We start from the raw sequence: 25,555 nt of genomic DNA on the forward strand, positions 1-25,555 counted from the left end.
ATAATTCGAAGTAACTTTATTAATAAAATACACTATTAATTTCATGTAATTATTTATAGTATACTTAAAACAGTGTTTTTTCTTATTTTAAAATCAATTTTAATTATGTAAAATTTAATAAAAACATATTCCCTCCATGTATCTTTAGATCAAATAAATAATAAATATCTTTAGATTTTTTTAAGAAAATAAAGACTGTCTGTTTAGGCAGTCTTTAATTTCTTGGAGCCATATTTAATCGTTGTAAAATATAATTTATCTAAATTTTAGTTTAAAAAAATGTAGTTTATTAAACCTCTCCCGAATTTACTCTCCTTGTCTTAGTTCTTTTTAATAATCTAGATAAGTAGAAAAATACTATATGTTTTTTCTATTTAATTTAACAAAAATGCTGTTTTCTATAGTTAATAAGTTCGATAAGTCTTTTTCAAAACTTCATATTTTGATTATCTTTAATCTATATCCTATGGTAAATTACTTTATACTTACAACAAACCTATACATGCCTAATATTTTCCTTTATTATTATTTTTATATTCAAAATAATTGTTTTAATTTTACGTATATCATGTTATTTAACTGCGTGTTAACCAAACTTTCTACTATCTATAGCCCACAACTTCATGAAAGAAGTTAATGCGCAGTATTAACATAATTCAAAGATATTTACCCAATTCAATAAATATTTCTGTAATTAAAACCACTAAAAAAATATTACTATAAACTTATAGTTAATCGAAGTTTAATTCATTGTTTTTCAATTAACCTCATATTCAACACCTGTAAAGTTTTTTTCTTAACACAAAATATTAATATTTTATGTATGGCTTTCTGTAATTTTTCAAAGTATGAAATAAATATGTTTGAAAGTATAGATTAAAAGGTTAATATGTGTTCTAAAATACTTCATTTTAAAACTTTATTTTAGATATTATGAAAAATAACATTGAAAACTCATTTGTTTTATACCATAAAATTATAACTAAATTACTTGATTCAAAAACATATAATATGTAAAGTAAATTCTTTATATATTATTATTGTAACTAATTAGTTTAATGATTAAAATGCTGTTAAAGTCTGCCATGGAAATATAAGATTACAAACAATAAAGGTAATTTAATGTTTATTATTTATTGTATAAAATTATATAAAGCAATTAATAAAATAATAGGAAATTTAGATATTATCAGAATAAGTTGTAGGGTACAGATCATTTACAAAAGTAAATCTAATATGTACAATAAAATTATTGAAAACTTAAAAAATCATTTCCACCGAAGGTTCTTTTAAAAAACTTATCATTCAATAGTTTAATTTTTCAAATTTCATACAGAAACGGTCCATATCATAATATATACGAAGGAGAAATATTGGGATCCAATAAATTACTAATTATTATTCGTTAAAAGCACCAAATAATAATTTAAATAGTGTGTATTATAAGAATTAAAGGTCTCGTAAAAATCTCTTTAGCTGTCTAAAAGTCATAATTTGAGTAATTTCAAAGAATTATGAAAAAGAATCAACTAATTTAGCAAAGTGAAAAAATTCGAGTAAAATAGTTCAAAAGGCTTTTTTTCTTACAACTACTATCCTTTACGTCATAGAAAACAAGTCTCTAATGTAAGAAACTTGTTTTTATTTATCTATTCACAGTGCTGGTTTAAAATAATCGGAGTTAATTTTGTTTTTTAAATATCATAAACCAAGCTGGTGAAGGTTGTATTTTTAAAGTTGAATTATCTAACAAAATCATTTCTGCTCTTCTTCCTTCATATAGATTTGCATCTTTTTTATTTATATCACCTTTATTACTAGCTTTCTCAACACAATTACCCTGAGAGTCGGTTTCGTATGTTGTAAGATCAAATGTTAAATCATCGTGAACGATAAAAGTATTATTCTTAACACAATCAGGGGTAACATCAAAAGAAAAATCTCCTAGATACTTATCTAATTTCCAAACCCCTATAATAGGATCTTTAAAAGAGCGTAATTCATTATTATTTTTAGAACATGATATTAGCAGTGTATACAATATAACTATCAAGCCTTTTTTTATCATTTTGGCATAATTAAAATTAAAATATTTAGTGAAAAAGTCATTTTTTTCGAGTTTTAGTAGACCAGTTTAAAATACTTATTTAAGCAAACTGATCAATAAATTTGAATATAGCCGATATACCAAATTTAAAAAAATAAAAAGTTAATTGACCTATTTAAACCTTTTAAAATTGGGCTATTTTAATTGACATAGATCTGATAAAAAAATCTCTTAGACCAATATAGCTCTAAGAGATTTTCATAAAAATAAGTTTGGTTAGCTTTGTTTTTTAATGTCTTAATGCGTAACTCGCTCCTTTGCCAAATTCGGCTAAAATAAATGTTAAGCGACCCAAAAATAATTTTGTTTTTTTTATTAAAAATTTCCCCATAATAATAAACTTTATTTTTTGATTTGCATGTTAAAAAACAACATTGTAAAGATATCTGTTAAAAACGCCAAACAGTTAGGGATTACCGATAAGCACTCTGTATTTTTCCGCTTTTTTAAATTAAGTCATTATTTCTCAATAAGAACATCTTTAATGTTTTTTTAAAACTGAAATTAAAAATTGTATACACTCTATTTTTTTAGATTAGTTTTAGATTTTCTATCATTCCAAAAAGCAATTGTTAAAACCATAAAGAAAAAAACTAGCATAAAATTTAAATATTCTCAACTTATAACAATCTTTAAACTTCCTTATGCTTTTTACACATAAAATATTGCATTAAGAACTATATAGAAATAAAAAAGAATCAACCATATGGAAAATAAAATTTTTCTTTTCAAAATATGGTAAGAGCATAACATTGATTATAAAAAAAAGGAAAGATAGCTTACTTCCAAAGCTAAATATAATGCCTTATAGATATCTAAATTATCTTGAGTAATCAACTATCATTATATTACAATGGTTATTTTTTCATCATAAATAACTCTAGGAGTACAATTTACGACTTCTTTTTATTTTAATTCAACATCTTTAACGTCTAAAGACTTTGAAAATTATACCCACCACATAACGACTTTATCTAAACTAATATTAAAATTCAAGTAAAATATTTGATTAAACATTTATTACCCAATTCACACTAATTATCAGAAGATTACTCCCTTTTAAAATCAATTCACAATTTAAATATTGATTCATTTTTTTTATTTTTTATCATTTTATTTTTTTAGACAAGTCTAAAAAATTATTTTTGTAAATCTAAAAAACAAACATTACTAAATTGATCAAATATGTAATAATAGTATTCTGATAAAACATCACTTACTTAAATAGATAAACTAAAAAGACAAATAAAATTGTTAAAAACAAAAACATAAAATGAAAATTACACATACACTTCCAGAACTTCCATATGACAAAAAAGCACTAAATCCAATTATAACAGAGCAAACATTTGACTATCACTATAGTAAGCATCATGCCGCTTACGTAAACAACCTTCACAACCTAGTAAAAGATACTGAAATAGAAGAATTTAGCATTGAAAAAATTATACAAAAAGGATATATTGAAAAAAACGATAGTCTTTTTAATAATGCTGCGCAACATTGGAATCATTCTTTTTTCTGGCATTGTCTCTCGCCAAATGGTGGTAAAGAACCATCGGGAAAGATTAAAGAATTAATAATTCGTGATTTTGGTAATTTTCAGCAATTCAAAGAGCAATTTTCATCGACAGCCATTAAGTTATTTGGTGCAGGTTGGACTTGGTTGGCTCAAAATGAAAAAGGTAAACTTGAAATACTTGCTATGAAAGACGCCCATACTCCATTGACTGAACTCAAAAAACCAATTCTCACATTAGATGTCTGGGAACATGCTTATTACATAGATTATAAAAATGTAAGACCAAAATTCGTAGAAGGTTTTTGGGAAATTGTCAACTGGGATTTTGCTAATAAAAATATAGTATTGTAATGAGTGATACTTGTGTGAATCATATAGAAGAACACTGGAAGGCCTTAACTACTGAAAGTAATAACTTCTTTAAAAAAGGAAATTACAAAAAAGCGATATCAGGTTACAAAGATGCTCTTTACAGAGCTGAAGTATTGAATAATAATATTTCAGACTGTATTCGTTTAAAAACCGCCTTTGTACAAATTTATATTATTTCTTGCAACAACTTAGCTAACACTTTTGAAAAACTTAATAATAAAAAAGAAACTGAAAAACTTTTAAAAAGAGTCATTTACTATCTTTTACATTTAAAAACAAATAAGGATCTTAATATAGACAGCTTACAATCAGAGCTTAAAAGAGCTACACTGGCATATATTTACTTTAGAAAAAAGAATAATTTAGTTAAAAAAGAGGATGAAAAATTATTTACTGAAATAAAAAAACAACTCATAGAGAATAACGTCATAAATATTCCATAAAATTATTTATACAATTAAACTCTTTTTTTAAGAGTATTTTACTCATTTTAAAATAATCAAACATAATTTATTTTATAATGTTTAAACGTTTTATTTTATCTGTACAGCCTTAAATATATCCACCCTCCATATATGATTCTCTTTTTCCTGGATATATATCCCCCAACTGGACAGATAATTATAAAGCCTTACTTAAATAAGTAAGGCTTTTTTAATTTAGTAATAAATTTAAATACGTGATTTCACACTAAAATGAAACTATAAACATTAATCAATATTCATTCTATTAAACTAAGCATCACGTGTTTTTACAATAACATTATCAAGTTTTATACCCAGTTCAGCAAATTGATCTAAAACATACCTAAAACAAACATTTCCATCTGGTTTATAATGTCCCGAGCTATCATTAATTTCAATATAAAGTGTATTTAAAAAAATAAATGACGTTTTTCGTGTTAAATAAAATTCGCCTGCACATGTAACTGGAAGCCCTGCATTTAAATCGCTATGCCTCGTATAATCTCTTGAATCAAGAGCTAACTGAGAATTCCATTTATACAAAATTTTTCCACCAGGAACTAACACCCAAGAATAATGTCCTTCACTTTGAGCATACAACTTCAATTCCTCTGTTATTTGTCGTTTCAACTGATTTCCATATAATTTTCCATTAACCATGGGTAATAATACTCCTACTCCTTCAATACTTTCAGGATCATGGTATTTAAAAATTGGCCCTCCTTCTTTAACATAACGTTTCCAATCTGCAAGATAAGGCAACCATCCTACAGGGTAAGATGACTTAAAATTATCAGAAGGCCTTTGATTAGCTGCTAATGAAGGTAAGTTGAGTCTTGGTAAATTTTTAATTGTATATTCTGTGCTTGAAAGTAATTCTTGAATAAACCAATAATTAGTACTCTGATTTTGTGCAAAGAAATAAGATATATCACCTATTTCAAAAGAAAACTGTACACTGTAAGCATTATCCCAATGCCCTTGCATAACTTCTTCTCCCATTTTCCCTTCTTCCAATAGTTCTCTAACAAACCATCGTTTACTACTTTGGTCTTGACCATAGAAATATTGATGACCAAAAAGTTTTGTTGGATATAAAAATTGAACTCCATAAGCACTGTCCAAGTACCCATTTGAAGTCTCCTCTCCCATCAATCCTCCTGGTAGTAATTCTTGAATAAACCAATAATTAGTGCTCTGATTTTGGGCGTAAATATAATGACATTCATTGATACTAAATGGAAATTGTACTCCATAAGCGTTGTTCATAAAACCATTAGCAGTCTCCTCCCCCATCAATCCTCCTGGTAGCAACTCTTGAATAAACCAATAGTTGGTACTTTGATTTTGACCATAAAAAAAATGACGACCATCAATAGAAAATGGAAATTGTACTCCATAAGCGTTGTTCATAAAACCATTAGCAGTCTCCTCTCCCATCAATCCTCCTGGTAGTAACTCTTGAATAAACCAATAATTGGTACTTTGGTTTTGACCATAAAAAAAATGACGACCATCAATAGAAAATGGAAATTGTACGTCATAAGCATTGTTAAAAACACCTTCTGCTGTCTTTTCCCCCATCTTTCCTCCTGGCAAAATTTCTTGTATAAACCAGCCATAAGTACTTTGACTTTGACCATAAAAATATTGACGATCTTCAATAGAAAATGGAAATTGAACTTTATATGCATTATTTAAGTGTCCATTTGCCACTTCCGCTCCTAATTGAATATTAAGATTATCTAACATATTCGATAATTGTTTTTATATTTAATTTAAATCCTTTATTTAAAAGTCAAAAAAACTTTTAAAATCAAAAAATAATATTTATTCACAGCAAATAATTGAATTGTAAATACCGATAATTACGAGTATACATGCATTAGACTAAAAGCATGAAAACACCCATTAACAACTTATGTGTATTTTTAAAATAAGTTCATTTCTGAACAAAAAAATAATAATTAAGAGATCCCTGTATAACTGTTAATACGGGGCAAAACTAGCAATAATCAGCTTTAGACAACTACTAAATCTTAGTTAAAAAAAACTATTATCTTACTAATTTCTCTCAATAATCTTAGTACTAAAAACTTAAATAAATAAAATAAAAGCTTGCTTTTTTATTTTAATATGGTCTCGACAAAGATTTAGATAAGCTTAAAATTATAGGTGACTACAATTCATTAAATAAAAGAATTTTTAAGTTCAAAATTTAATCATAAATGCACTTTTATATACGTAACAAAGAATTTCATGAAAACAAAATCTATAAGAGCGGAAATAGTATTATGTATCTAAACGATAAAATCTTTTTTATTCAAATGATTAATGAAGCTGACATAAAAAAATATAGAGTACAAGAATACGATATACAACCTATTCGTACTAAAAGGATCTAGGACACTTTAGGCGTAAATAAATGTCCTCTTGTAGAGTTTGAAAGAACAAAAAAGGTATTTAAAAAGGTTTATTACACTTGTAGATACAATATAAACAGAAGAATCTATTAAGTTAAACCAATAAAAGTAATGTTTTTTATCTCCAAAAAAAGGAGCTAAAGAAAAATACTACCGTAGCATACACAGATACAAGCGGAGATTTTTCAAAAATCAGAACCATATCTAAAATTATAGAGGATGAAAACGGATTTACATTATACATCATTGAAAATTCGACAGGAACTAGGACAGTGGGTCAATTTAGATTTTAAAAAAAGAACTGACAATCAATAAAAAAGAAAGAACGCACTTAAAATTTCTATTAATCATATCTATTTTACTTTTTAAACTAGATAATACTATTTTTAAATCTATCCATATCTATAAACTGCTAATATTAATATAAAAAGAACAAGTGATTGTTAACTAGTTCTTAGCTCCTGTAAAAAGTATTATAGTTAATTGAATTTGTTTTATTTAAAACAGAGAGATGTTTTTGAACTTTGTATGGTAACTTTAAATGTATAAATTATGAAAAAAAAAGTCATGATAACTGGCAGTAGTAACGGTTTTGGTTTAAAAGCTGCAAAAGATTTTGCAGATAACGGATATAAAGTATTTGCTACTATGCGAAATACGGAGGGTAAAAATGCAGAAAAAAAAACTGAATTAGAAAACCATTCTTCCGATATTACAGTTGTAGAAATGGATGTAACTAGCGATACTTCTGTTAAAAATGCAGCAAATTTAATACTCAAGGATGCTATTAATATTGATATACTTATCAATAATGCAGGGATTATGTATGTTGGTATTACGGAAGCTTTCAGTGTTGAACAGGCGCACCAACAAATGAATACAAATTATTATGGTATTATAAGAGTTAGTCAAGCAATTTTACCATCTATGCGTAAAGCTGGTAAAGGACTAATTATTAACACTACTTCTGTAGCTGGACGTGTTGCGTGGCCTTTCTGTGGTACTTATAATGCTTCTAAATTTGCTGTGGAAGGTTATTCTCAAGCTTTAAAATATGAAGTTGCTGGGCAAGGTGTTGAAATAGTTTTAGTAGAACCTGGCCCTTTTGGTACTGGATTGTTTGGTTCTATTCAAGAGGAGGATCGCAAAGAAATACTTACTGATTATCCTCAATTGGATTCCATTAAGAACGGAATGATAGATCAGTTTGATCAATTTTTAAAATCACCTGAAGCACCTCAATCACAAGAAGTGGTAGATACTTATTTAAGTTTAGCTAGCATGCCTCATGGAAAAAGACCTACAAGAACCGTAGTTGGCATGGATTATGGAGCCCTAGAAATGAACAAAACTTACCAACCGCTTCAAGATGAAGTCTTGAAAACATTACAAGTAGAATTTATGAAAGAAACAAAAGTTTCCTGAGAAAAAATATACCAAAATCAATTTTGTTCATAAATAATAGAAGCACTAAAGCTTCTTTTATTTCTCAAATAAAAGAATCAAAAAAGCTATCCCCTTTATTAATAGTATATTTTGATTCTTTTTTTGATAAAAATATCGCAAATGATTTTTTTAACTAATACATAAATTATGTTTTTAAATCAATAGCGTCCAAAACGTTTTAAAGAAAGAGGAAAAAGTTAAGTATCTGAAAGTTATCTTTGATTTGCACAACTCCAACCGAATCCTTTTGTGGTAAAAAAATGAACGTTATTTTCTCTGATTATATCAAAATTACAAATGTTTCTGATACAAGTACAACTTTAAAAACAACTCTTTAAAAAACTATAAAAAACAAAACTTAAATAGTTTTAATATGTCATTTACATGAGAGTCATAAATAAAAAATACTAAAATTATTTTATTAATACTAAAGAAAATTCGATCTTATTTATACTTTTAAATTTATCTTATAAAAACATAATTAAAGAAATGTATTCACATTTACTTGTTTTACAACTTTTTTAAAGAATTAAAAGAGTTCTAAAAACAAAAGTTGATATATAGTGAATTCTAAAAAAAGAAATAAATAAAGAATTCAAGCAAAAAACACCTAATGATATAAGTTGACATACAAAAACAGTTCTTCATTTATAAATTAATTCAATATCTATTTATTATTATCTGTGAATTTTAAAAATTGCTTGCACTTAATTATTTTATAAAAAAGACCTGATCCAATAAAATCAGATCTTTTATCTTTTATGCTAGTCCAAAAATATTAATTAGAACAGCTGATACTAAAAGAAGCGTATTTGTCTTTTCTCCATTTACTACTCTTTGCTAATGCTACATCAGGAACCTTTATACAGGTTAAATTAGAATTCATATAACAATATACAGTTTGAATATTTAAATTTTTGGAAATATCTAAACTGGTTAGCTGGTTATTAAAGCAATACAATACTCTAAGGTTCAGATTCTTTGAAACATCTAAACTCAATAATTCATTACCTCCACAGTATAAAATATTGAGTTTTATATTTTTTGAAACATCCAAATTCAATAATTCATTATACGTTAAGTCTAACCATTTAAGCTCTGTACTTTTTGAAACATCCAAGCTTGAAAGTTGATTTCTACTACAATCTAAAGATATAAGATTAATATTTTTAGATACATCCAAACTAATTATTTGATTATCATAACAACTTAACTTGTGAAGTTTAATATTTTTGGAAATACCTAAACTAGTTAATCGATTATTACTACAGGCTAATATTTGCAGGTTATTATTTTTTGAAACATCTATATTCGTTAATTGATTATCACTGCAGGTTAAAACTTCAAGATTAGCATTTTTTGAAATATTTAAATTCGTTAATTGATTTCGATTACATCTTAAATCTAAAAGCTTTAGATTTTTAGAAACATCTAAAATAGCCAATTGATTGTTAAAACAATACAACTTCTCAAGGTTTACAAAGAATTCTACTTCTGTTATGGATTTCAAACCTTTATTCTCCACATACAAACGTTTTATCACTTTTGCTTCACCTTTTTGAATTTCTCCATCCTGATTTTTATCTACTCCATCAGAAACAAGAGCTTTTTTAAAATTAATATCTTCAAATTGAATAATTTCATCATCATCATTACAATTTGTATTCCAATAAGCACTCCTGTCCTTTCTCCACTTCCTATCTACTTTATTCATATCAGCTACCTGAATGCAAGTTAATTTATTACCTTGACATTTTACTCTAGAAAGAAATCTGTTTTCCGAAAGATCCAATGCTATTAGTTGATTTCGTTTACATAATAACTGTTCTAATTTTATATTTTTAGAAATATCTAAATTTACTAACTCATTCTCAGAACAATCTAGTTTTAAAAGGTTTGTAAAAAACTCTATTCCTTTTAAAGATTTAATTTTATAATCATCTACATATAATTCCGTAATAGCTTCTGCTTCGTTTTTTTGAATTTCTCCATCATCATTTTTATCTACGCTTTCATCAATTAAAGCTTTTTTAAACTCAGAATCTTCAAATCGTATAATATTAGATTCTCTTCTGCTCCTTAAGAATGTTGTTTTTTGCTCAGTTGCTATATCATATTTCATAAAAGAAGCCTCTTTTTCAGTTACTAAATCATCTTCTGAACAAGAAAATAAAGAGCAACTAATTAAAACTCCTAAAAGCAAATTACATTGTTTCATATTTTAGTTTTTATGAATTTCCAAGCCCGCAAAACTACTCTTATTTTCTAAGTTAACTACTTAAATATTGACAATAAAAAAAGTTATTAACTAAGATGCTATGTAATAATTTTTTACCTGTTCGAGTAAGTTTATTAGGAGGCTTGAATACTAGCTTAATCAATAATATTAAATTTTTAAGTAAGGATTTTTTTCTAAAAAAATCAATAAACAAAGTAAGCTATGAACTAATATAGCTTGTCATTTTTATTTCATTTTATATAGCTTATAAGTATATTTTATACATTGGAATTAACTATGAATCTGGTTTTTTTTCTTCAGTGTAAAGCAACTTTGTTTTTATCAAACAAGAATTGTGTTTCTCTAGATCGTTTAATTTATTGCAGGTTACAAGCTGAATAATAGTAATTTTCAAACCAGTTATTATTTTTTAATTATTCCATAAATATCTGAAAGACTTTTTATTTTTTTTTTAATTTACAAATAAAAAACTCCAAGGTGTAAAATAATCATTTACCTAAATTTTCTATAATTTAAAAAGCTTTCACACCTTTCTTACAGTATTATAAAACAAGTTTTTGTACATATTTAAATGGTATACTCCATTTTGAGAATACCCAATATTCTAATCTACTAAACTATCTAACTTCTCTATATTATCTTTGATTGCTCCTTTATAATCTCTAAAGAATTGGTAGCGATACTGATCTCTGAATCCTAATTTTTTTATTGAATTTTAAAGAACCGTTCTATCGATTAACTTTTTCCAAGTCATGAAATCTCCACTTTTTAGGTAAGCTATAGATTTTGACCAATAAGCATACTGAAAAGTTGGATCGATCTCAATTGATTCATCTAAAATATTTTGATATTCTTCACTAAACTAGTAATAAGGCTTAATTTCCATTGTCTTTAAACAAACTTTGTATTTTAGAGTATCTCTATAATATTTATGCGTTTTGCAATTTGGTTGTGCAAATGTGCTTAGAGATGGAAATTTGAATATTAAATACGTATAACAATCAACTACTAATTCATTTCTTTTAAGAACTCACCAGCTTTTTAATTCGTTTAATTATCTAATAAGTTGAGAAATTTTTAATTTATAAATCTCTCTTTTTTAGTAGTTCTGGTTTGATTGCAAAATTCAAAGCCTTCCTGCTTTTCCCTAGTAGTTTACAATAAACCGTATTCAATAAGTCCATTTTCTTTTTTGGAAGTAATTGGTTGGAAATTTGATTGAAAAGTGTTTAAAATTTTTAACTTTTTTTCGCTGTAAACTGATCCTAAATTAAAATATTGAAAGGCTTTATCATCTCCTTTACAAACTTTGAAATCTAATTCTTAAATCTGATCGTTTTTTCAATATTCCCTATATGCCTCAGATTTTTTTGTTTTTCACTTATTTTTTGTGAAGTTGGCAACTCTATAGAAAAGAAGAGACTAAAATAAGAGTTAAAAACGAGTTTTTATATCGCTTCATTCGTGTGTTATGAATCTAGATTGTAGTTTTTTGGGATATTTTATCTTTTCGTATTGACAATTAAAAAATACACAATGCTATGTATTTTACTTAAAAAAGCAATCTTTCTAAAATAATGCCTTGAGGTAATAAACACTAAATATTTATTAAAATTACAGGTATTTCAATACTTTTCTTATCTTTCTTGTCTCTATAATTATTAGAAATTACAATTTTTCCTTTTGTTGGTTCTTTTACATCAAATTGTAAAAAACAAGAATACATATCAGGCCCATTTTTTATCCACTTTTCGTCAGCCCATAATACTTCAACAGATAATAAATTTCCTTTATCATCAAATACTTCAACAGTTCCTAATTTTTCGTCAAATGAAGGCCAAACGCCTCTTGAATTAACTCGTACAACTGTTGAAGGTATTACCTGATAACCTTCTTTAATATTTATTGTGGGTAGTTTATATTTTTTATTAGAATATACATCTTCATCTATTTCTAGTAGTTTAAATTCTTTGCTACCATCATTAAATTCAGCTTTATATTGTCCCTCATGCCTTTTCCAGTACCAAACATAATTATCTTTTTTATATTCACCTGATTTAGCACCAGCACTAATAAGAGGAAGATTTAATTCATCAATTCCTTTTAGTTTCAATTTAACATATCTATCATTATTTTTTTTATAATATGTAACGCCGATTAATTCATTTTCTTCAGATAGATAGGCATGATCATAAACATCTAATATATTGGCTATCTTTTTATCTAAATTAAAATTATTTTTATTCTTCGACTTATTTTCTGTTTTACAAGAGGTAAAACAAAAAATATATAATATACTTAAGAGAACTATTTTAAGCTTTTGAGAATTTGTTAAAAAAATATGCAATGATTTTAGGTTTTTATTCTTCATCAATTTTTTAATTTAATTGAGATTTTACTTTGTCACTTTGCTGAAAGCCACAATTAAAAATATTTCAAAATAAAACTAATTTAATTTTTAACACTTCTTTGTTTTTTTAACCAAACTTTAACACAAAAATAAAAAGTATTAGATGTCTCTTGTAATTCCGATTGCTAAAATTATTTATTCCATAATATTACCGAAAACTAATTATTTTTGACTTTATACAAATATTCATTATAACAAGGACTTAAGTTTGAAATAACACCTTTATACCTAGTAACAAAAAAGTTAACCGTATCAAAAAAATTTATACTTCTGATATCGATAATTCTTTCTTCTTAATTTCAAGCAAAAAATAATTCACAATAGATCTAATAACCAATTTTAGAGGAAATAAGAAAAACAAAAATTAATGTTCTATATACCTTATCTATAAATTTCCATCAATATTACTCTTAAATGAACTCGTTAATTAACAAGTACAATATTCAATAATCATCTCAGAATAAACATATCTAATCATGAATACATCTGCCCTTAATTTCATAAAAATAATTAGTATTGTAATAAATACGTATCTTTTAATCTTTATTATTTATCATTTCTCCTTAAATATTTATTTATAATCTCACTTACCTTTCGTGAAGGTAAACCTGTTTTCTCCGCAATACTATCAACACAATTATTATCAGTAGTAAGATAGAGGTCTAGCACAATTGCTTTTTTTTCATTTTCTAATTCGATCATAACTTTACATATTTCTTTTTTTTTAAAAAATCTAAAATCACTATTACTACCCCAATGAGTAATATCAGACATTTTTAACTTTATACTTTCGTCATACTTCTGCTGTAACCTTAAATAATCTATGTTATCATGTTTTTTAACTTTAGGTTTAAAAACACATGATAATAATTAAGACGTAAGAAGAATTACTTTTCAATATTCTATTATCAACAAGAAAAGGTTGTTTAACCCTAAAAATTATTTTTTCAATTACATTAATATATTTGTTCATATTTATAATACATATACTAAAACATAGGTATAAAAAAACACCTTAAATTAAGGTGTTTTTTATACTATTCGAAACTAAAAAATAACTTACTTAAGCCTTAAGAGTATCTAAATATTCTAACGTCGTTGTTTTTTCTGTTTCATTAATTTTATATGTAAAAATCTGAATTTCTTTTAATGTTGAAGGAGTAAATCCAGGTAAATCATTTGTTGTGGTAATCTTTTTTACTACTTCTTGAAATTTAGGTTTAGCTTCGGCCCAATCTTTAAAACCTCCTGGTTTAAATAAAAGAGCTTTAACTGCATCTGTATTAAAACCAACAGTTTGTATTTCACTATTATCCAATCTTCCTTTGTAATCTTTTTGTTTTTGCAACAACGTATTACGTAACCCTTCCATTTGAGACTTAAATTGATCCGGTGAAAAAGTTTTTTCTTGCCCAGTCATAGTAGAGCTACTTGAGGCATCTGCTTCACTGAATTTCAAAAACCTATCATTTCCAATTGCATCTGGAGCAGCTAATAAACCTATACTTCTAAACTTTTTATCAAGCATCGCTTTTCCAGCAGGACCTTTAGCCTGAAGATCTTTTAGTTCCTCTTCTTCTTCAGCCGTGCTTACCATTTTATATGGGGCAGCAATAAGTCTATTATGAATCAAAGACCAATTTCGTTTTGGACCGTATCTTTTTTCTTTTACTCCTGAAAATTCAGAAGCCGGTGCTCCTGCATCTTGAAATTCTAAATGTGCATTGTTAAGTTGAGCGGTTCTAACTAATAAACCGCTATCATTAAATTTATTAATAATAGCTTGTGCTTCATTTGGTGTATTTGCCATAATATTTGTTTTACTTGTTATATTTGTTTTTTTGTAATTAAGACCTTTGTAGACTTATATTAAAATAGCAACTAGTATTTTACTTTGACAAAGTCTTTAACACAGATCTAAAAATTATTTGTTCAACAAAATTAAGCTTAAAGAAACTCAATAAAATTATTATTCTTCTCTACAATCGTATCAGACAATTCAATTATGCATATCTAACTTTAAATTGATTTTTATTGTATAATGACACAACGGAAATTAGTGTAATTTACATAAAAAATAAAATGATTATTGGCTTATTCAACTCTAAAGCTTAAATTTTGAAGCTTCAAAATTATATAAAAAACTCAATACTAAACAAATAAAAAACTAAGTAAATTAACTAAACATTAAAATCATTGTGAAATCACTGTGCTATCTCATTAGAAACATTTATCTGTTAAATGTATAATAAAGTTGTTTTTTATTTTTCTTAACCTTCTTTGGGATCTTTTTTTACATAAACTACTTAGTATATATATTTAAATTTCAACAACATAAGCAGTTTTGTAATCAAAATATTTTAAAGCTACTTTTAATATTCTTAGTAATTAACAAGATTATACACGCCTAATTTCATCTTAACGAATTTTTATAATTCCTTCCCCTCTCCTCTAATACTAAACAAATACCAATAAAACGATTCAAAAAATAAATTATCAATACGAAAAAAATAAAATAATACAATTATCAACAATTTGTTTTTTTTATTACAACATAACATATAACTATGATTAAATCTATGAAAATATTTAAAATCTATATAATTTTGTGTCAAGGGAATTAAAAGGGATGATTGTTTCAAAACAATCAGGGAATAAAGACTGTCATTAAGATAGTCTTTTTTTCGTTATGGGTATATTCTTTCAAAAAACTAATTTCTTTTTTATCAAAAAAATTACTACATTTGCTAAGTACTAGTTAACCGTCTTAATGGATAATTAGAGTTTTATATTGATTTAAATACTCTGCGTATTAACCAAACTTATAACTACAAAAGAATAGATTAATGCGCAGTTTTTAAATTAATTTTCTTGCCTTTACTATATCAATTACTTATTTAGAATAAATTTTATAATTAGTTACACAACAATTAATTAGAAAAGAATAGAATAGGTTTATTGTTATTTATATTTAATATAATTGTATTCAAGTTTCTCAATAAAGCCATCTTCTTTTAAAATTAGTATTTATATAAAAATTAATCTAACCTTTATAAAAGCATTAAATAAGTCAACATAACACTATTTTGTATTTAAAATCATAATTAAATAATATCTATGGTTACGTTTTTTTATATTCTCAAATAAAAAGAACCGCTTAATTTGGGTTATTTCAAACTTAAAATAGTGTTATTTAATTTAATTTTACAACAAACAATTAATTCATTAACTATGTTCTACCAATTTCTTTTCTAATAGTTCATTGAAAATATTATTGCGTTCATAAACTGTTTCTGAAATTAAAATACGCTGATAATATTTTTTTTCTAATTGGTTAAAATTTATATTACTAGACTTTTTAAAAGAATCTAGTAATGAATATATTTTTTTAAGAATTTCTACTTTTTGTTTAGTTATATCAGCTTTAATGCCACCAATCTTATTAGGCATTCCTAATTTATGTCTTTTATCTTGACCTGTTAATGTTCTTTTAGAAATTCCTCCAAAAATTTTTTTATTGATCGTTGCAAATACCTTGTGCGACCCTCCAAAAATATTATCCATGTTAGGAGCACTGGCTTCAAATGAAATTAGAATTTGAGCTCTTAATCCATCCTTACTCGATGCAAATCGATGAAAAACATGTCCTGTTTGATATTTTTTCTGTTTATCACCTAGTGTATTACTTCTTCGGTCGGCAAAAGAAACTCCTTGATATCCAGTAACAACAGGTCTTCCCTTAATATCGAATAAACTTTGACCGATACCTCCAATAGGAATATCAATTCCTGTAGCATCTACTCCTCCTAAAGCTCTATCTAACTCTATAATTTCTCCTCCATCAAAAGATTCAGAATGCGTCCCTATTCGTTTATAAGCTCCCATATAAGTTGTAGGTAAATTACCCCCAAATGTATTTTCATAACTTCTTAGTGTATCTAAATCATCGGTTCCCATTAAAAAAGTATTAAATTCATTAGCTGACCCATCTTTTGAACGATAATTAAATCGTCCCCCTATGGAAGCCAAAGTAGCGAGATTTGCTGAAACACCTTCTTGTTTAAAATTTTCAATAGGTTGATAATTTTCTTTTTTCTTTATTTTATTAAACTGTTCCCCACCTTGAACTCCCAAAACAGCCATTGCTAAAAAGTGCTTCTTTAACATTGCTTGCTGCTCAAGAAGAACTCTTTCTTGGTCAAAATTATAATTTTCATCACCTGGATTTAAACCTTTAGAAAACAAAGTATTATACCAAATTGATGCATTTGCTATATTTTGATTTAACAAATTAGCTTGTTTAGTCATCATAAAAAATTTAGCTTTTTCTTTGGACCATTGCTCATTCATCGAGTAAATATTATTAATCATTAATCTTACTATTTTGAAATTCCTTCTCTAAAAAGTTTTTTTAGAAATAACTTGCCTTTTTTTAAACAATCAATATTATTCAATTAGTAAAAAAATTTTAAAGAGGAATTGATGATTAACGAGGTTCCTTTAGCTTTTATTGCTAATAAATATTTACTTTATTATTTTTTTATGATTTAAAATTAATCACTACTTTTCCTTTAGTATGTCCTTTTTTAACATAAAGAAGTGCTTTTAAACTATCTTTTAATTCAAATACCCTATCGATTATTACTTTTATTTTTTCTGATTCAACTAAATCTTTAATTTCATTTAGTTCCGCCACTTTAGCTCTCATAAGCACTAAGCTGTAATAAGCTGATTTAATTTTAATTTGTTTAGTTATCTTTCTTCTTTTCCATGCTAAATATAATCGAATCAACATACCAAGTTTCATGTTTTTTGCTGTTTCTTTATCAACAGGACCAACAAGTGTTATTACTTTGCCTCCCACTTTGACCACATCAAAGGCTTCTTCTGTATATCTATTTCCAAGTGTATCTAAAACTACGTCAACGTCTTTCACTTTTTCTCTATAATTCTCTTTACGATAATCAATAACTATATCCGCTCCTAGTTCTTTTACCCATTTTATATTTTTTGTACTTGTAGTTGTATATACATAAGCTCCAAGCAATTTGGCATACTGAATTGCAAAAGATCCTACTCCTCCAGAACCAGCATGAATTAAAATCTTTTCTCCCTTTTTTAACTTTCCTTTTTTCAAAGACTGTATGGCTGTTAAACCAACCAAAGGTAAGCTCGCAGCTTCTTCAAATGTTATATTTTTAGGTTTCAACCCTACAATAGACTGTTTTACAGCAACAAATTCTGAAAAAGTCCCTTGTTTAATTACTTTTGAGTATACCTCGTCACCTACTTTAAAATCAATAACATTTTTTCCTTTCTCTATAATAACACCACTAACGTCATATCCTAAAGTTGAAGGTAATTTAAGCTTAATTAGGTCTTTCATAGTACCTTCCAAGACCTTTAAATCTAATGGATTTACACTTGAAGCATAAACTTCAATTAATACTTCATCTTCTTTAATAATAGGCTTATCTACTTCGTTAATAACAACACTTTTTGTTACTTCTCCATAAGTTTTAAATTGCACTGCTTTCATTATTAATTAATTTTATTTAATCCTTTCCAGGTTAACATTGCTAAAATTGCTCCTAATGTTGGTGCTGTAATATAAATCCAAATAGCACTCATATTTCCAGAAAAAAAGGCTGGCGCTAAACTTCTCGCTGGATTAAATGCCCCTCCTGAAATTGGCCCTGCCATTAGGATTATACCCGTAACTACTAAACCTATTATAAGCCCTGCAACACTAGAATATTCTTTTTTCGATGTTACTCCTAATATTGTTAACATCAAGAAAAATGTTAAAATAAACTCTAAAACAAATGATAAAAGTAAATCCCCTGATGGAATTGTAGCTCCTAATGTTGTATTCTTAGAGAATATACATGTTAACACACCGCTAGCTAAAAAGGCTCCTGTTAACTGGGCAATAATATAAAATAATGCTTTCTTTTTTGAAATTAATTTTCCTACGGCCAAAGCTATCGTTACAGAGGGATTTATATGTGCTCCCGAAAAACTTCCAAAAATATAAATCATAGCACAAACAATTAATCCAAAAGCTGAGGCAATCCCAAACAAACCTAAATTAGCTCCGTATTGCTCATTAACAATTATTGTTCCTGTACCACAAAAAACAAGCGCGAATGTTCCTATACATTCTGAAATATATTTATTCATTTTAATTTTCAATTTTTATATTACTACTACCACAATTAATCCTGTTCCTGCACTAGATGGTAAACTATTTCCAAATCTTAAATCTAGAGGTAAACCAATGACAATATCAAAACCGTTTCCTTTAAAAATATTTCTTAATAAAGAAAAACTTGCCCCATAACGTCCATTAATTTCAAATGCAGCTCTTATACCATAAGTAAAATACTCTGTATGAAATAAAATTCCAGGTAAGATTGCTAAATTGGTTAGTGAAGAGCCTTCTTTTTTGAAAGTAATGATAGGATCTAATTCAACTGAATAAGAAAATTTTTTAGACTTGTTTAAGTTAAGTCCAAAAGGAAACGCTAATGTAGTTGATTTATCAAAATTTGATAACAAACCATCGTTTGATAAGGATAGAATAGGAATTGCAGTACCTATAAAACCATTAATATTTGGATATTTTTTCTGATTTTTATCTTGAGAAAACAATGAAAACGTTATACTCAATGAAAATAATGTAATAAATATTGACTTCATTTTAATTACAAGAGAATAAAAGGTAACCTGAATTACCTTTTATTTTTTATCTTTTATTTTATTTTATTTTTTATCTTTTATTTTATTAAATCTTTGAAGCACCTGCTTCCGCAACAATATGATCATTTTCTACTGTACTTCCACTAACTCCAATGGCTCCAATTACCTCCCCTGACTCATTTTTTATCGGTAAACCTCCTGGGAATGTAATCAACCCATTGTTTGAATGCTCTATATTGAATAAAGGTCTACCTGGCTGAGATAACTCTCCTATTGTGCCTGTACTCATATCAAAAAACCGAGCTGTTTTAGCCTTTTTTATAGAAATATCTAGAGAACCTAACCAAGCTCCATCCATACGGCTAAAAGCTACAAGGTTTGCTCCAGAATCAACAATTGCTATATTCATTTTAGTGTTAATTTCTAGAGACTTTTCTTTTGCTGCTAAAATAATCTTCTCTGCATCTGCTAACGTAATATTCATAATTTCTGTTTTAAAATTGTTTTTTATTCACTACAAAAGTAAAACAGAGAAGCTCTTTTACAATTACTAAAACAGTTCAACAGCTTATGAAAAAAGGTCAAATAAAATAAGTCAAAAGACAGTGAATTTGACACTTAAATGAATTTTCTAATTATTAACTAGCTATTTTCATTTTTATTAATTATATTACATCGTGTATGTTTGTAGTCACTGCGTATTAACCAAATTTCTAACTACACTATGAAGTGAATTAATGCGCAGTTTTTGTCTCGCTACTTCTTAAATTAAAATGTCTAAATAAATTTCAAATTTACACTATCACTAAATTTAATATTCTATTATCAGTAAAAAAATAAAAGTCACTTTTGTATCGTGACTTCTAAAAATGATTTTTAATTTGAAATAATAGAATGAGTGCTCTTTTTGGCTTTCCAATTCAGAAAAAAGAAAATTTAACCACAGTAATACTTCAGTTTTAATCTATATCTTTATAAAAACATATCTGGTTTTACAATAATCTTGAATATTAAAATACTGAAATTATTTTATTTTTTTGTTCAAAACATTCTACATCAATTATTTTATTTACTTTTTTGGAACACTTACAAAAGTTTTTTTTATATTTTTTTCGTTAAGTTGCTCTGCCTTTTTTCCTTGAAGTTTTCGAGTCCAAAATTTACTTGAATCAATATTCTTTTCAACACCTACTCCATTTTTATATGCGTAACTGATGATTGCTTTTGCTTGAGGAACCTCATGCTCTGCTAAAACTTTCCATGTCTTGAATGTTGAAACAGAATCTCTTTGCACCCCTTCTAAATACATGCTTTTTAATTCAGTTAACTTTTCAGGAGCAAAATCATTACTAGATGCCATTTTAGGCGCTGGACTTCCCAAAATAATTCCATCTTTGTTTCTTTTATAATCGGGAAAAATTTGCATTCCTAAAAAACCCCAGGCTACTGAAGTTAACATTACAACAGAGCCTACCGTTTTCATCTGTGCTTTTACTCCCTTAACTTCGATTGAGCTTCCTTCTTCAGAAATACCTGCTCCGCTCATGTATAAATCTTTTCCTATTTTTAAAGCAAAAAAACCAGCTATAATACACAATAAGGCACCTATTCCGTATTCAATTATTATTAAAGTGTCATTTCCCATAATTAAATTATTAAATTATAATATTATTTATTTAATTACCCATAACATTCAAATATAAATACTTTATATAAACTTACCTTCAAAATTTAACTTTAAACGAAAAAAAATAACTATAAAACTACATGGTTTATTTAAAGAAAAATAAACATTACCCTATAGGATAGTAATTTATATTTCGTTAATATTATAGGTACTGAGTAAGTTCTGAATGATTATTTATCAATCTAAAAAATTATACTTTTATTAGGTTAAGTTAGTTTTTGAAAATTTTATCTTAGACAAATTAAAATTATTCAAAATGCCAAAATTAATTTTAGTATTAATTCTATTCTTATTGGTTAGCTGTACTAAAGATGAAGATCTTTGTAATTGTACTAATGTTCATACCAATCCGGAAAACTTATCAATTACTGATATTCAAACAACGACTTATCCATGTAATGAAGATCCTCCTTGCAATCAATAAATAGAAATTTTAATTGCTCTTTATTACATTTAAAAATATATTATAAAAGTTATTTTATCTAAACCTTTTAAAATTAAGAAACACCTTATTTAATGAAGGTGTTTCTTAATAACTATATATTTTAATGTTACTTATAAACATCAAAGAGGTATGGGCATTAATTTTTGTTTGAAAATTATCAGTGATAATTTATTAAATAATATAACGAACTAAAGAGTTCTAATTTTACCATTACTTTATTTGATCAAGTACTGGAGAAAAAGTGGTGCCAGATAATTCATACTCGACGGACTCAGGCTTTTCTAACTGAATTGTTTTAACTGTAGACCATATTTCAGGCAAAGGAAGAGTCATAATTTCAATACTTATCTTTATGTCTGATGCAAATGCTGGAACTGAAATTTCTTTATTTGCTAGCACAGGAAAATTTCCAGAAATTCCCTTTTCTAAGACGCCATTTACATTCCAAGTAACAGTAAATCTTGACACATATGCTCCTTTATTATTTACCTTAATTGATGTTTCTACTGGTTTAGAAATTTTTGGTGAAAACGGAATAACCTCACTGATCCAACCAATAATTTTAAGTGTATCATCAATTGTTTCTGAAATTTGAAAAGGTCCAAGATATAAAGGCTTTCCTAATTCTTTATAACCGTTAATAATCTCTTGATCCTCCTCTGCCCATGTTGCATTTACATTAATTCTTTTGGCAATAATCATACTAGTAGGGATCAAGGGAAAGACCCCTTTGTTATCTTGTAGCTCACCAGAAGAGCAGTACCCTTTTGATTCGTTTGAAAGATACCATCCATCCAATTGAAAAAGTAGTGGATTATACCAAGGCCTATCTAGTTCAACTTGCATATATTTCATCTCCACAGAGTTGATTTTTGAATCAGGGTGCATTTTTTTTCTTTGACCACCCTCTAGTATAAAATCTAAATCATGGGTACCAGGAACTGATTGAAATATAGTATTTGCGATGCTACTGGATGGGTCAATTATTAAACTTTTAAAACGATTATCATTAGCTGAGTGCCAATCTTCTGGAATAGCATATACAGGCCTCCATTGCCCTGGTGTTCCATCTCTATCAGAAAAAGCTTTTAGATTATAGTCTTCGCGAGACTCACTAATAACAGACCTCGCAAAATCGTTATTAGAAATTATTGTCGCACTTTTTAAAATATGACCGTATAATTTTTCTGATGAAGAAGTACTTGCTGCATAAGATTTACCTATTCTAGGAACCGGGTCAACTAATTGACTAAAATTAAATAAAGCACCTATATCACCCAAAGGTTTCGTATTGCTTCTGGCATTTTTATACAAATTTGCGTCAATTGTAACAGGAACAGAATTCAATTGAACAATTTGTTTCTCTGTATCAGCGTTCACTTTTAAGTCACTTCTGGAACCTATACTACTCCTTGATTTCAAATCACTTTTACCCAAAGCACTCGCAAAAGCCTCATGTATATTCATAATTTATTGTTTTGTAAAGTCATAAAAAATACTGTAGAAAATGTTTTTCTACAGTATTTAAATTTTACGTTTAACTAGCCTTCTTGCGGTGAAGCAGGAATAACCCTACTAACCCATCCAATAATCTGTAAACCAGGCACTCGTATTTCACCGTTTTGATAATCTGATGAAAAATTATCTTCTGTTGAACCAAATCCATAATTTCCTCCAACTGAAAAAGGTCCATATCCAACTGAAACACTTCCATTTACAGACTGTGAAATATGCTCTTCTTCCTCGTGTGAAAAATCTGCTTTTATAGAGATATCCTTGGCAACTATAAAGGATACTGGGTACATCGGTAAATAATTCCCTTTATTACTTGAATCAATTTGTCCATTAGAAATACCATGCTTTTCAACTAATTTCGTAGACCAGCTTCCAAGTCTAAACAATGACTCAGAGAACCATGGCCTTTTGATATCTACTTTAGCAAACTTAGCTGTAATCTCTAAACTGTCCTTATCTGTTGAACTATTTGAATTCTTAAACTCTCCTCCTACGCCTGTTTTTACATTCCACAATCCATAATTTACATTGACATCAAGACCAAATTTATGTTCTGTAGATTTAGAACGTATATTCGTATTACCGCCACTCAACTTAAACTCTGTAAAATTTAGCGCTCCTTCTTCATTCCAATTTGAAGGCGAAGGATAACTCAACAACCATTTATTATCAAACCCTAAAGAAGAACTAAATTTACGATCCTCTTGAATAGACTCCTTAGCAACACTTATAGCGGCACGAATACCATCATTTATAGTTGTGTTTAGAATATCTAGGGCTTGTTTAACAAACTTTGCGTTCCCTGATGACAATTTTCTAAAAGCTTTTTTTATTTCATTTTCAAGCATTGGTGCTTTTGCTTGCCAATCTCGATCTGCTTTTGAGCTAACTTCTTGGTCTTTTGACTCTAAGTCATCTAAATATAGATTATAGGCTCCACGATACATAGATATTGCAGAAACGTACTCTTCCATATTAGCCTCATAATCAACATAATCCTTAGAATCACTTCTTGATGTTATTTCTTCATCTGTAAAAGGGTTTTTTTCTGTTTTCTCTGGTCGTAAATAATCGTATGCTTTGTTATACATAGCTACTTGTTTCTCATCTTGCTCCGTTGTCACATTTGCTGAATTCACAATATTTGAGTAATTTTCAGAAAGTCTATCTCCTGAATTTTGCCACTCCAATGATAAAGGTGAAACTACGTCAACCATACGAGAAAACTCTTCGGAAGCTTTTAAGTCTCCTGTTGGATTTGAAGGAGTTCTTGGATTTAAAAAAGATTTTGGATTAACCGCTGAGTTTTTTGAAAAATGAATAAAAGTTTCAGTTTCTGTAAAAGGGTTTTCTCCTCCTGCGGGTTGATAAGTAATAACATCAAATATCCTATCGTAAAGTGCTTTAAGTACTTCCTTTTCTTCATCTTGTGTCATAAATATTTAGTTTTGAATTAATCCTTACTCGTTTGGTTTTTCAGGAATACACCCTGTTATTATAGTAGTTTATCAGCTCTACCTTTATTTATACTTTACCAGAGTCTATTAAGTCAAATAAGCAAGTATTATTAATACTTAGAATTTGATAAAAAAAATTATCTGATAAAATTATTTTTATATGATCCTAAAAAGAATACTCTCATTCAAACTTTTTATAACAAAAGCCTAAGAGAATGAAAAGTATATCCTTTAGAGTAACAAAATTTTGAAACTCGGAATTAATCATTAAAAAACTGTAAATAATTATATATACCCGACAAAATGGAATATAAGTATTTTCGTAGAAGCCAAATGTAATGTTTTTTTATTAAGAAAACACGTTAGGTTCTTTTTTTACCATTATTTATTAATATTTAATCATTAGTAAAAACCAAACATTGATAAAAAGTTCAAGCAGTTCAACAACATACAATATTATGAATATTTTCGGTTCAACTTCCAAAATTTTTAATACAGAAATCTCTTAACTATTTGAGAAAAAACTAGTATTTTAAAGTTAAATAGTCTACAACAAAAAAACTCTAATACAAAGTATTATCTAACAAAAGTATTTTAATTTTATATGCTATTTTTCCTAAAATGATTTGTTAATAGGTCAGAATAATTTTTGATATTCGTGAAAAGTAGTTGCGCCTTTTGGAAACTAAAAAAAGTTTTAACACTAGTAGACAACTAAGAATAATAATTGAAAAACTCGTTCCTTTTAGAGCTATATTTATTTGAA

At 27.1% G+C, this 25,555-nt stretch carries 18 protein-coding genes; 4 read left to right on the top strand and 14 right to left on the bottom strand.

Features of this window, described 5'->3' with window-relative positions; all coding sequences use genetic code 11:
* Positions 1 to 1,681: 1,681 nt before the first annotated feature.
* Positions 1,682 to 2,068, bottom strand: a complete 387-nt coding sequence (locus AC2GW8_RS03900; RefSeq protein ID WP_440881481.1) for a hypothetical protein — start codon at positions 2,066 to 2,068, stop codon at positions 1,682 to 1,684.
* Between the two features lie 1,312 nt (positions 2,069 to 3,380).
* On the opposite strand from AC2GW8_RS03900, the gene AC2GW8_RS03905 reads away from it, so the two are divergent.
* Positions 3,381 to 3,980 carry a superoxide dismutase gene (locus AC2GW8_RS03905; protein ID WP_440881482.1) on the top strand — a complete coding sequence of 200 codons (600 nt, stop codon included), beginning with the start codon at positions 3,381 to 3,383 and terminating at the stop codon, positions 3,978 to 3,980.
* Positions 3,980 to 4,444 (top strand): DUF2753 family protein, encoded by a 465-nt coding sequence (locus AC2GW8_RS03910; RefSeq protein WP_440881483.1) that lies wholly within the window; start codon positions 3,980 to 3,982, stop codon positions 4,442 to 4,444. The genes AC2GW8_RS03905 and AC2GW8_RS03910 overlap by 1 nt, the downstream gene beginning before the upstream one ends.
* Before the next feature lie 291 nt (positions 4,445 to 4,735).
* On the opposite strand, the gene AC2GW8_RS03915 is transcribed toward AC2GW8_RS03910, so the two are convergent.
* Positions 4,736 to 6,217: a hypothetical protein gene (locus tag AC2GW8_RS03915; protein WP_440881484.1), complete on the bottom strand. Its 1,482-nt coding sequence runs from the start codon at positions 6,215 to 6,217 to the stop codon at positions 4,736 to 4,738.
* 1,223 nt (positions 6,218 to 7,440) lie between these two features.
* Between AC2GW8_RS03915 and AC2GW8_RS03920 the strand changes: the two genes are divergently transcribed.
* Positions 7,441 to 8,313, top strand: a complete 873-nt coding sequence (locus AC2GW8_RS03920) for an SDR family oxidoreductase (protein ID WP_440881485.1) — start codon at positions 7,441 to 7,443, stop codon at positions 8,311 to 8,313.
* Positions 8,314 to 9,112: 799 nt separating this feature from the next.
* Here the strand turns inward: AC2GW8_RS03920 and AC2GW8_RS03925 are convergent.
* From AC2GW8_RS03925 to AC2GW8_RS03970, 10 genes are all read right to left on the bottom strand, one after another.
* Entirely contained in the window at positions 9,113 to 10,552 is a 1,440-nt protein-coding gene (locus AC2GW8_RS03925; RefSeq protein WP_440881486.1) for a leucine-rich repeat domain-containing protein, read from the bottom strand.
* Positions 10,553 to 12,170: 1,618 nt separating this feature from the next.
* Complete coding sequence (locus AC2GW8_RS03930; protein ID WP_440881487.1) at positions 12,171 to 12,944, bottom strand: hypothetical protein; 774 nt, start codon at positions 12,942 to 12,944, stop codon at positions 12,171 to 12,173.
* A 585-nt stretch (positions 12,945 to 13,529) separates the two neighbouring features.
* Positions 13,530 to 13,757: a hypothetical protein gene (locus AC2GW8_RS03935; protein WP_440881488.1), complete on the bottom strand. Its 228-nt coding sequence runs from the start codon at positions 13,755 to 13,757 to the stop codon at positions 13,530 to 13,532.
* Between the two features lie 289 nt (positions 13,758 to 14,046).
* The gene (locus AC2GW8_RS03940; RefSeq protein WP_440881489.1) at positions 14,047 to 14,793 is read right to left on the bottom strand and encodes a hypothetical protein; all 747 of its coding nucleotides are present in this window, start codon (positions 14,791 to 14,793) and stop codon (positions 14,047 to 14,049) included.
* A 1,415-nt stretch (positions 14,794 to 16,208) separates the two neighbouring features.
* Complete coding sequence (locus tag AC2GW8_RS03945) at positions 16,209 to 17,354, bottom strand: hypothetical protein (RefSeq protein WP_440881490.1); 1,146 nt, start codon at positions 17,352 to 17,354, stop codon at positions 16,209 to 16,211.
* 169 nt (positions 17,355 to 17,523) lie between these two features.
* Positions 17,524 to 18,522, bottom strand: a complete 999-nt coding sequence (locus tag AC2GW8_RS03950; protein WP_440881491.1) for an NADP-dependent oxidoreductase — start codon at positions 18,520 to 18,522, stop codon at positions 17,524 to 17,526.
* Between the two features lie 2 nt (positions 18,523 to 18,524).
* Positions 18,525 to 19,166 carry an MIP/aquaporin family protein gene (locus tag AC2GW8_RS03955; RefSeq protein ID WP_440881492.1) on the bottom strand — a complete coding sequence of 214 codons (642 nt, stop codon included), beginning with the start codon at positions 19,164 to 19,166 and terminating at the stop codon, positions 18,525 to 18,527.
* 15 nt (positions 19,167 to 19,181) lie between these two features.
* Entirely contained in the window at positions 19,182 to 19,685 is a 504-nt protein-coding gene (locus AC2GW8_RS03960) for a hypothetical protein (protein WP_440881493.1), read from the bottom strand.
* 85 nt (positions 19,686 to 19,770) lie between these two features.
* Entirely contained in the window at positions 19,771 to 20,169 is a 399-nt protein-coding gene (locus tag AC2GW8_RS03965; protein ID WP_440881494.1) for a GlcG/HbpS family heme-binding protein, read from the bottom strand.
* 585 nt (positions 20,170 to 20,754) lie between these two features.
* Positions 20,755 to 21,330: an SEL1-like repeat protein gene (locus AC2GW8_RS03970; protein WP_440881495.1), complete on the bottom strand. Its 576-nt coding sequence runs from the start codon at positions 21,328 to 21,330 to the stop codon at positions 20,755 to 20,757.
* 298 nt (positions 21,331 to 21,628) lie between these two features.
* On the opposite strand from AC2GW8_RS03970, the gene AC2GW8_RS03975 reads away from it, so the two are divergent.
* Positions 21,629 to 21,796, top strand: coding sequence for a hypothetical protein (locus AC2GW8_RS03975; protein ID WP_440881496.1), 168 nt, complete (start codon positions 21,629 to 21,631; stop codon positions 21,794 to 21,796).
* A gap of 231 nt (positions 21,797 to 22,027) precedes the next feature.
* Here AC2GW8_RS03975 and AC2GW8_RS03980 read toward each other — a convergent pair whose 3' ends face one another.
* A complete protein-coding gene (locus tag AC2GW8_RS03980) occupies positions 22,028 to 23,284 on the bottom strand; it encodes a thiol-activated cytolysin C-terminal domain-containing protein (RefSeq protein WP_440881497.1) in 1,257 nt (418 codons plus the stop codon).
* A gap of 74 nt (positions 23,285 to 23,358) precedes the next feature.
* The gene (locus AC2GW8_RS03985) at positions 23,359 to 24,768 is read right to left on the bottom strand and encodes a hypothetical protein (protein ID WP_440881498.1); all 1,410 of its coding nucleotides are present in this window, start codon (positions 24,766 to 24,768) and stop codon (positions 23,359 to 23,361) included.
* Positions 24,769 to 25,555 lie beyond the last annotated feature (787 nt).

The organism is Tenacibaculum profundi (assembly GCF_057162725.1).

What these genes read in the sequence shown, in the direction of transcription:
- AC2GW8_RS03915 (WP_440881484.1), bottom strand. Translation starts at nt 6,217, where the DNA reads ATGTTAGATAATCTTAATATTCAATTAGGAGCGGAAGTGGCAAATGGA.
- AC2GW8_RS03920 (WP_440881485.1), top strand. Translation starts at nt 7,441, where the DNA reads ATGAAAAAAAAAGTCATGATAACTGGCAGTAGTAACGGTTTTGGTTTA.
- AC2GW8_RS03910 (WP_440881483.1), top strand. Translation starts at nt 3,980, where the DNA reads ATGAGTGATACTTGTGTGAATCATATAGAAGAACACTGGAAGGCCTTA.
- AC2GW8_RS03930 (WP_440881487.1), bottom strand. Translation starts at nt 12,944, where the DNA reads ATGAAGAATAAAAACCTAAAATCATTGCATATTTTTTTAACAAATTCT.
- AC2GW8_RS03980 (WP_440881497.1), bottom strand. Translation starts at nt 23,284, where the DNA reads ATGAATATACATGAGGCTTTTGCGAGTGCTTTGGGTAAAAGTGATTTG.
- AC2GW8_RS03970 (WP_440881495.1), bottom strand. Translation starts at nt 21,330, where the DNA reads ATGGGAAATGACACTTTAATAATAATTGAATACGGAATAGGTGCCTTA.
- AC2GW8_RS03935 (WP_440881488.1), bottom strand. Translation starts at nt 13,757, where the DNA reads ATGTCTGATATTACTCATTGGGGTAGTAATAGTGATTTTAGATTTTTT.
- AC2GW8_RS03905 (WP_440881482.1), top strand. Translation starts at nt 3,381, where the DNA reads ATGAAAATTACACATACACTTCCAGAACTTCCATATGACAAAAAAGCA.
- AC2GW8_RS03945 (WP_440881490.1), bottom strand. Translation starts at nt 17,354, where the DNA reads ATGATTAATAATATTTACTCGATGAATGAGCAATGGTCCAAAGAAAAA.
- AC2GW8_RS03985 (WP_440881498.1), bottom strand. Translation starts at nt 24,768, where the DNA reads ATGACACAAGATGAAGAAAAGGAAGTACTTAAAGCACTTTACGATAGG.
- AC2GW8_RS03940 (WP_440881489.1), bottom strand. Translation starts at nt 14,793, where the DNA reads ATGGCAAATACACCAAATGAAGCACAAGCTATTATTAATAAATTTAAT.
- AC2GW8_RS03965 (WP_440881494.1), bottom strand. Translation starts at nt 20,169, where the DNA reads ATGAATATTACGTTAGCAGATGCAGAGAAGATTATTTTAGCAGCAAAA.
- AC2GW8_RS03975 (WP_440881496.1), top strand. Translation starts at nt 21,629, where the DNA reads ATGCCAAAATTAATTTTAGTATTAATTCTATTCTTATTGGTTAGCTGT.
- AC2GW8_RS03900 (WP_440881481.1), bottom strand. Translation starts at nt 2,068, where the DNA reads ATGATAAAAAAAGGCTTGATAGTTATATTGTATACACTGCTAATATCA.
- AC2GW8_RS03925 (WP_440881486.1), bottom strand. Translation starts at nt 10,552, where the DNA reads ATGAAACAATGTAATTTGCTTTTAGGAGTTTTAATTAGTTGCTCTTTA.
- AC2GW8_RS03960 (WP_440881493.1), bottom strand. Translation starts at nt 19,685, where the DNA reads ATGAAGTCAATATTTATTACATTATTTTCATTGAGTATAACGTTTTCA.
- AC2GW8_RS03950 (WP_440881491.1), bottom strand. Translation starts at nt 18,522, where the DNA reads ATGAAAGCAGTGCAATTTAAAACTTATGGAGAAGTAACAAAAAGTGTT.
- AC2GW8_RS03955 (WP_440881492.1), bottom strand. Translation starts at nt 19,166, where the DNA reads ATGAATAAATATATTTCAGAATGTATAGGAACATTCGCGCTTGTTTTT.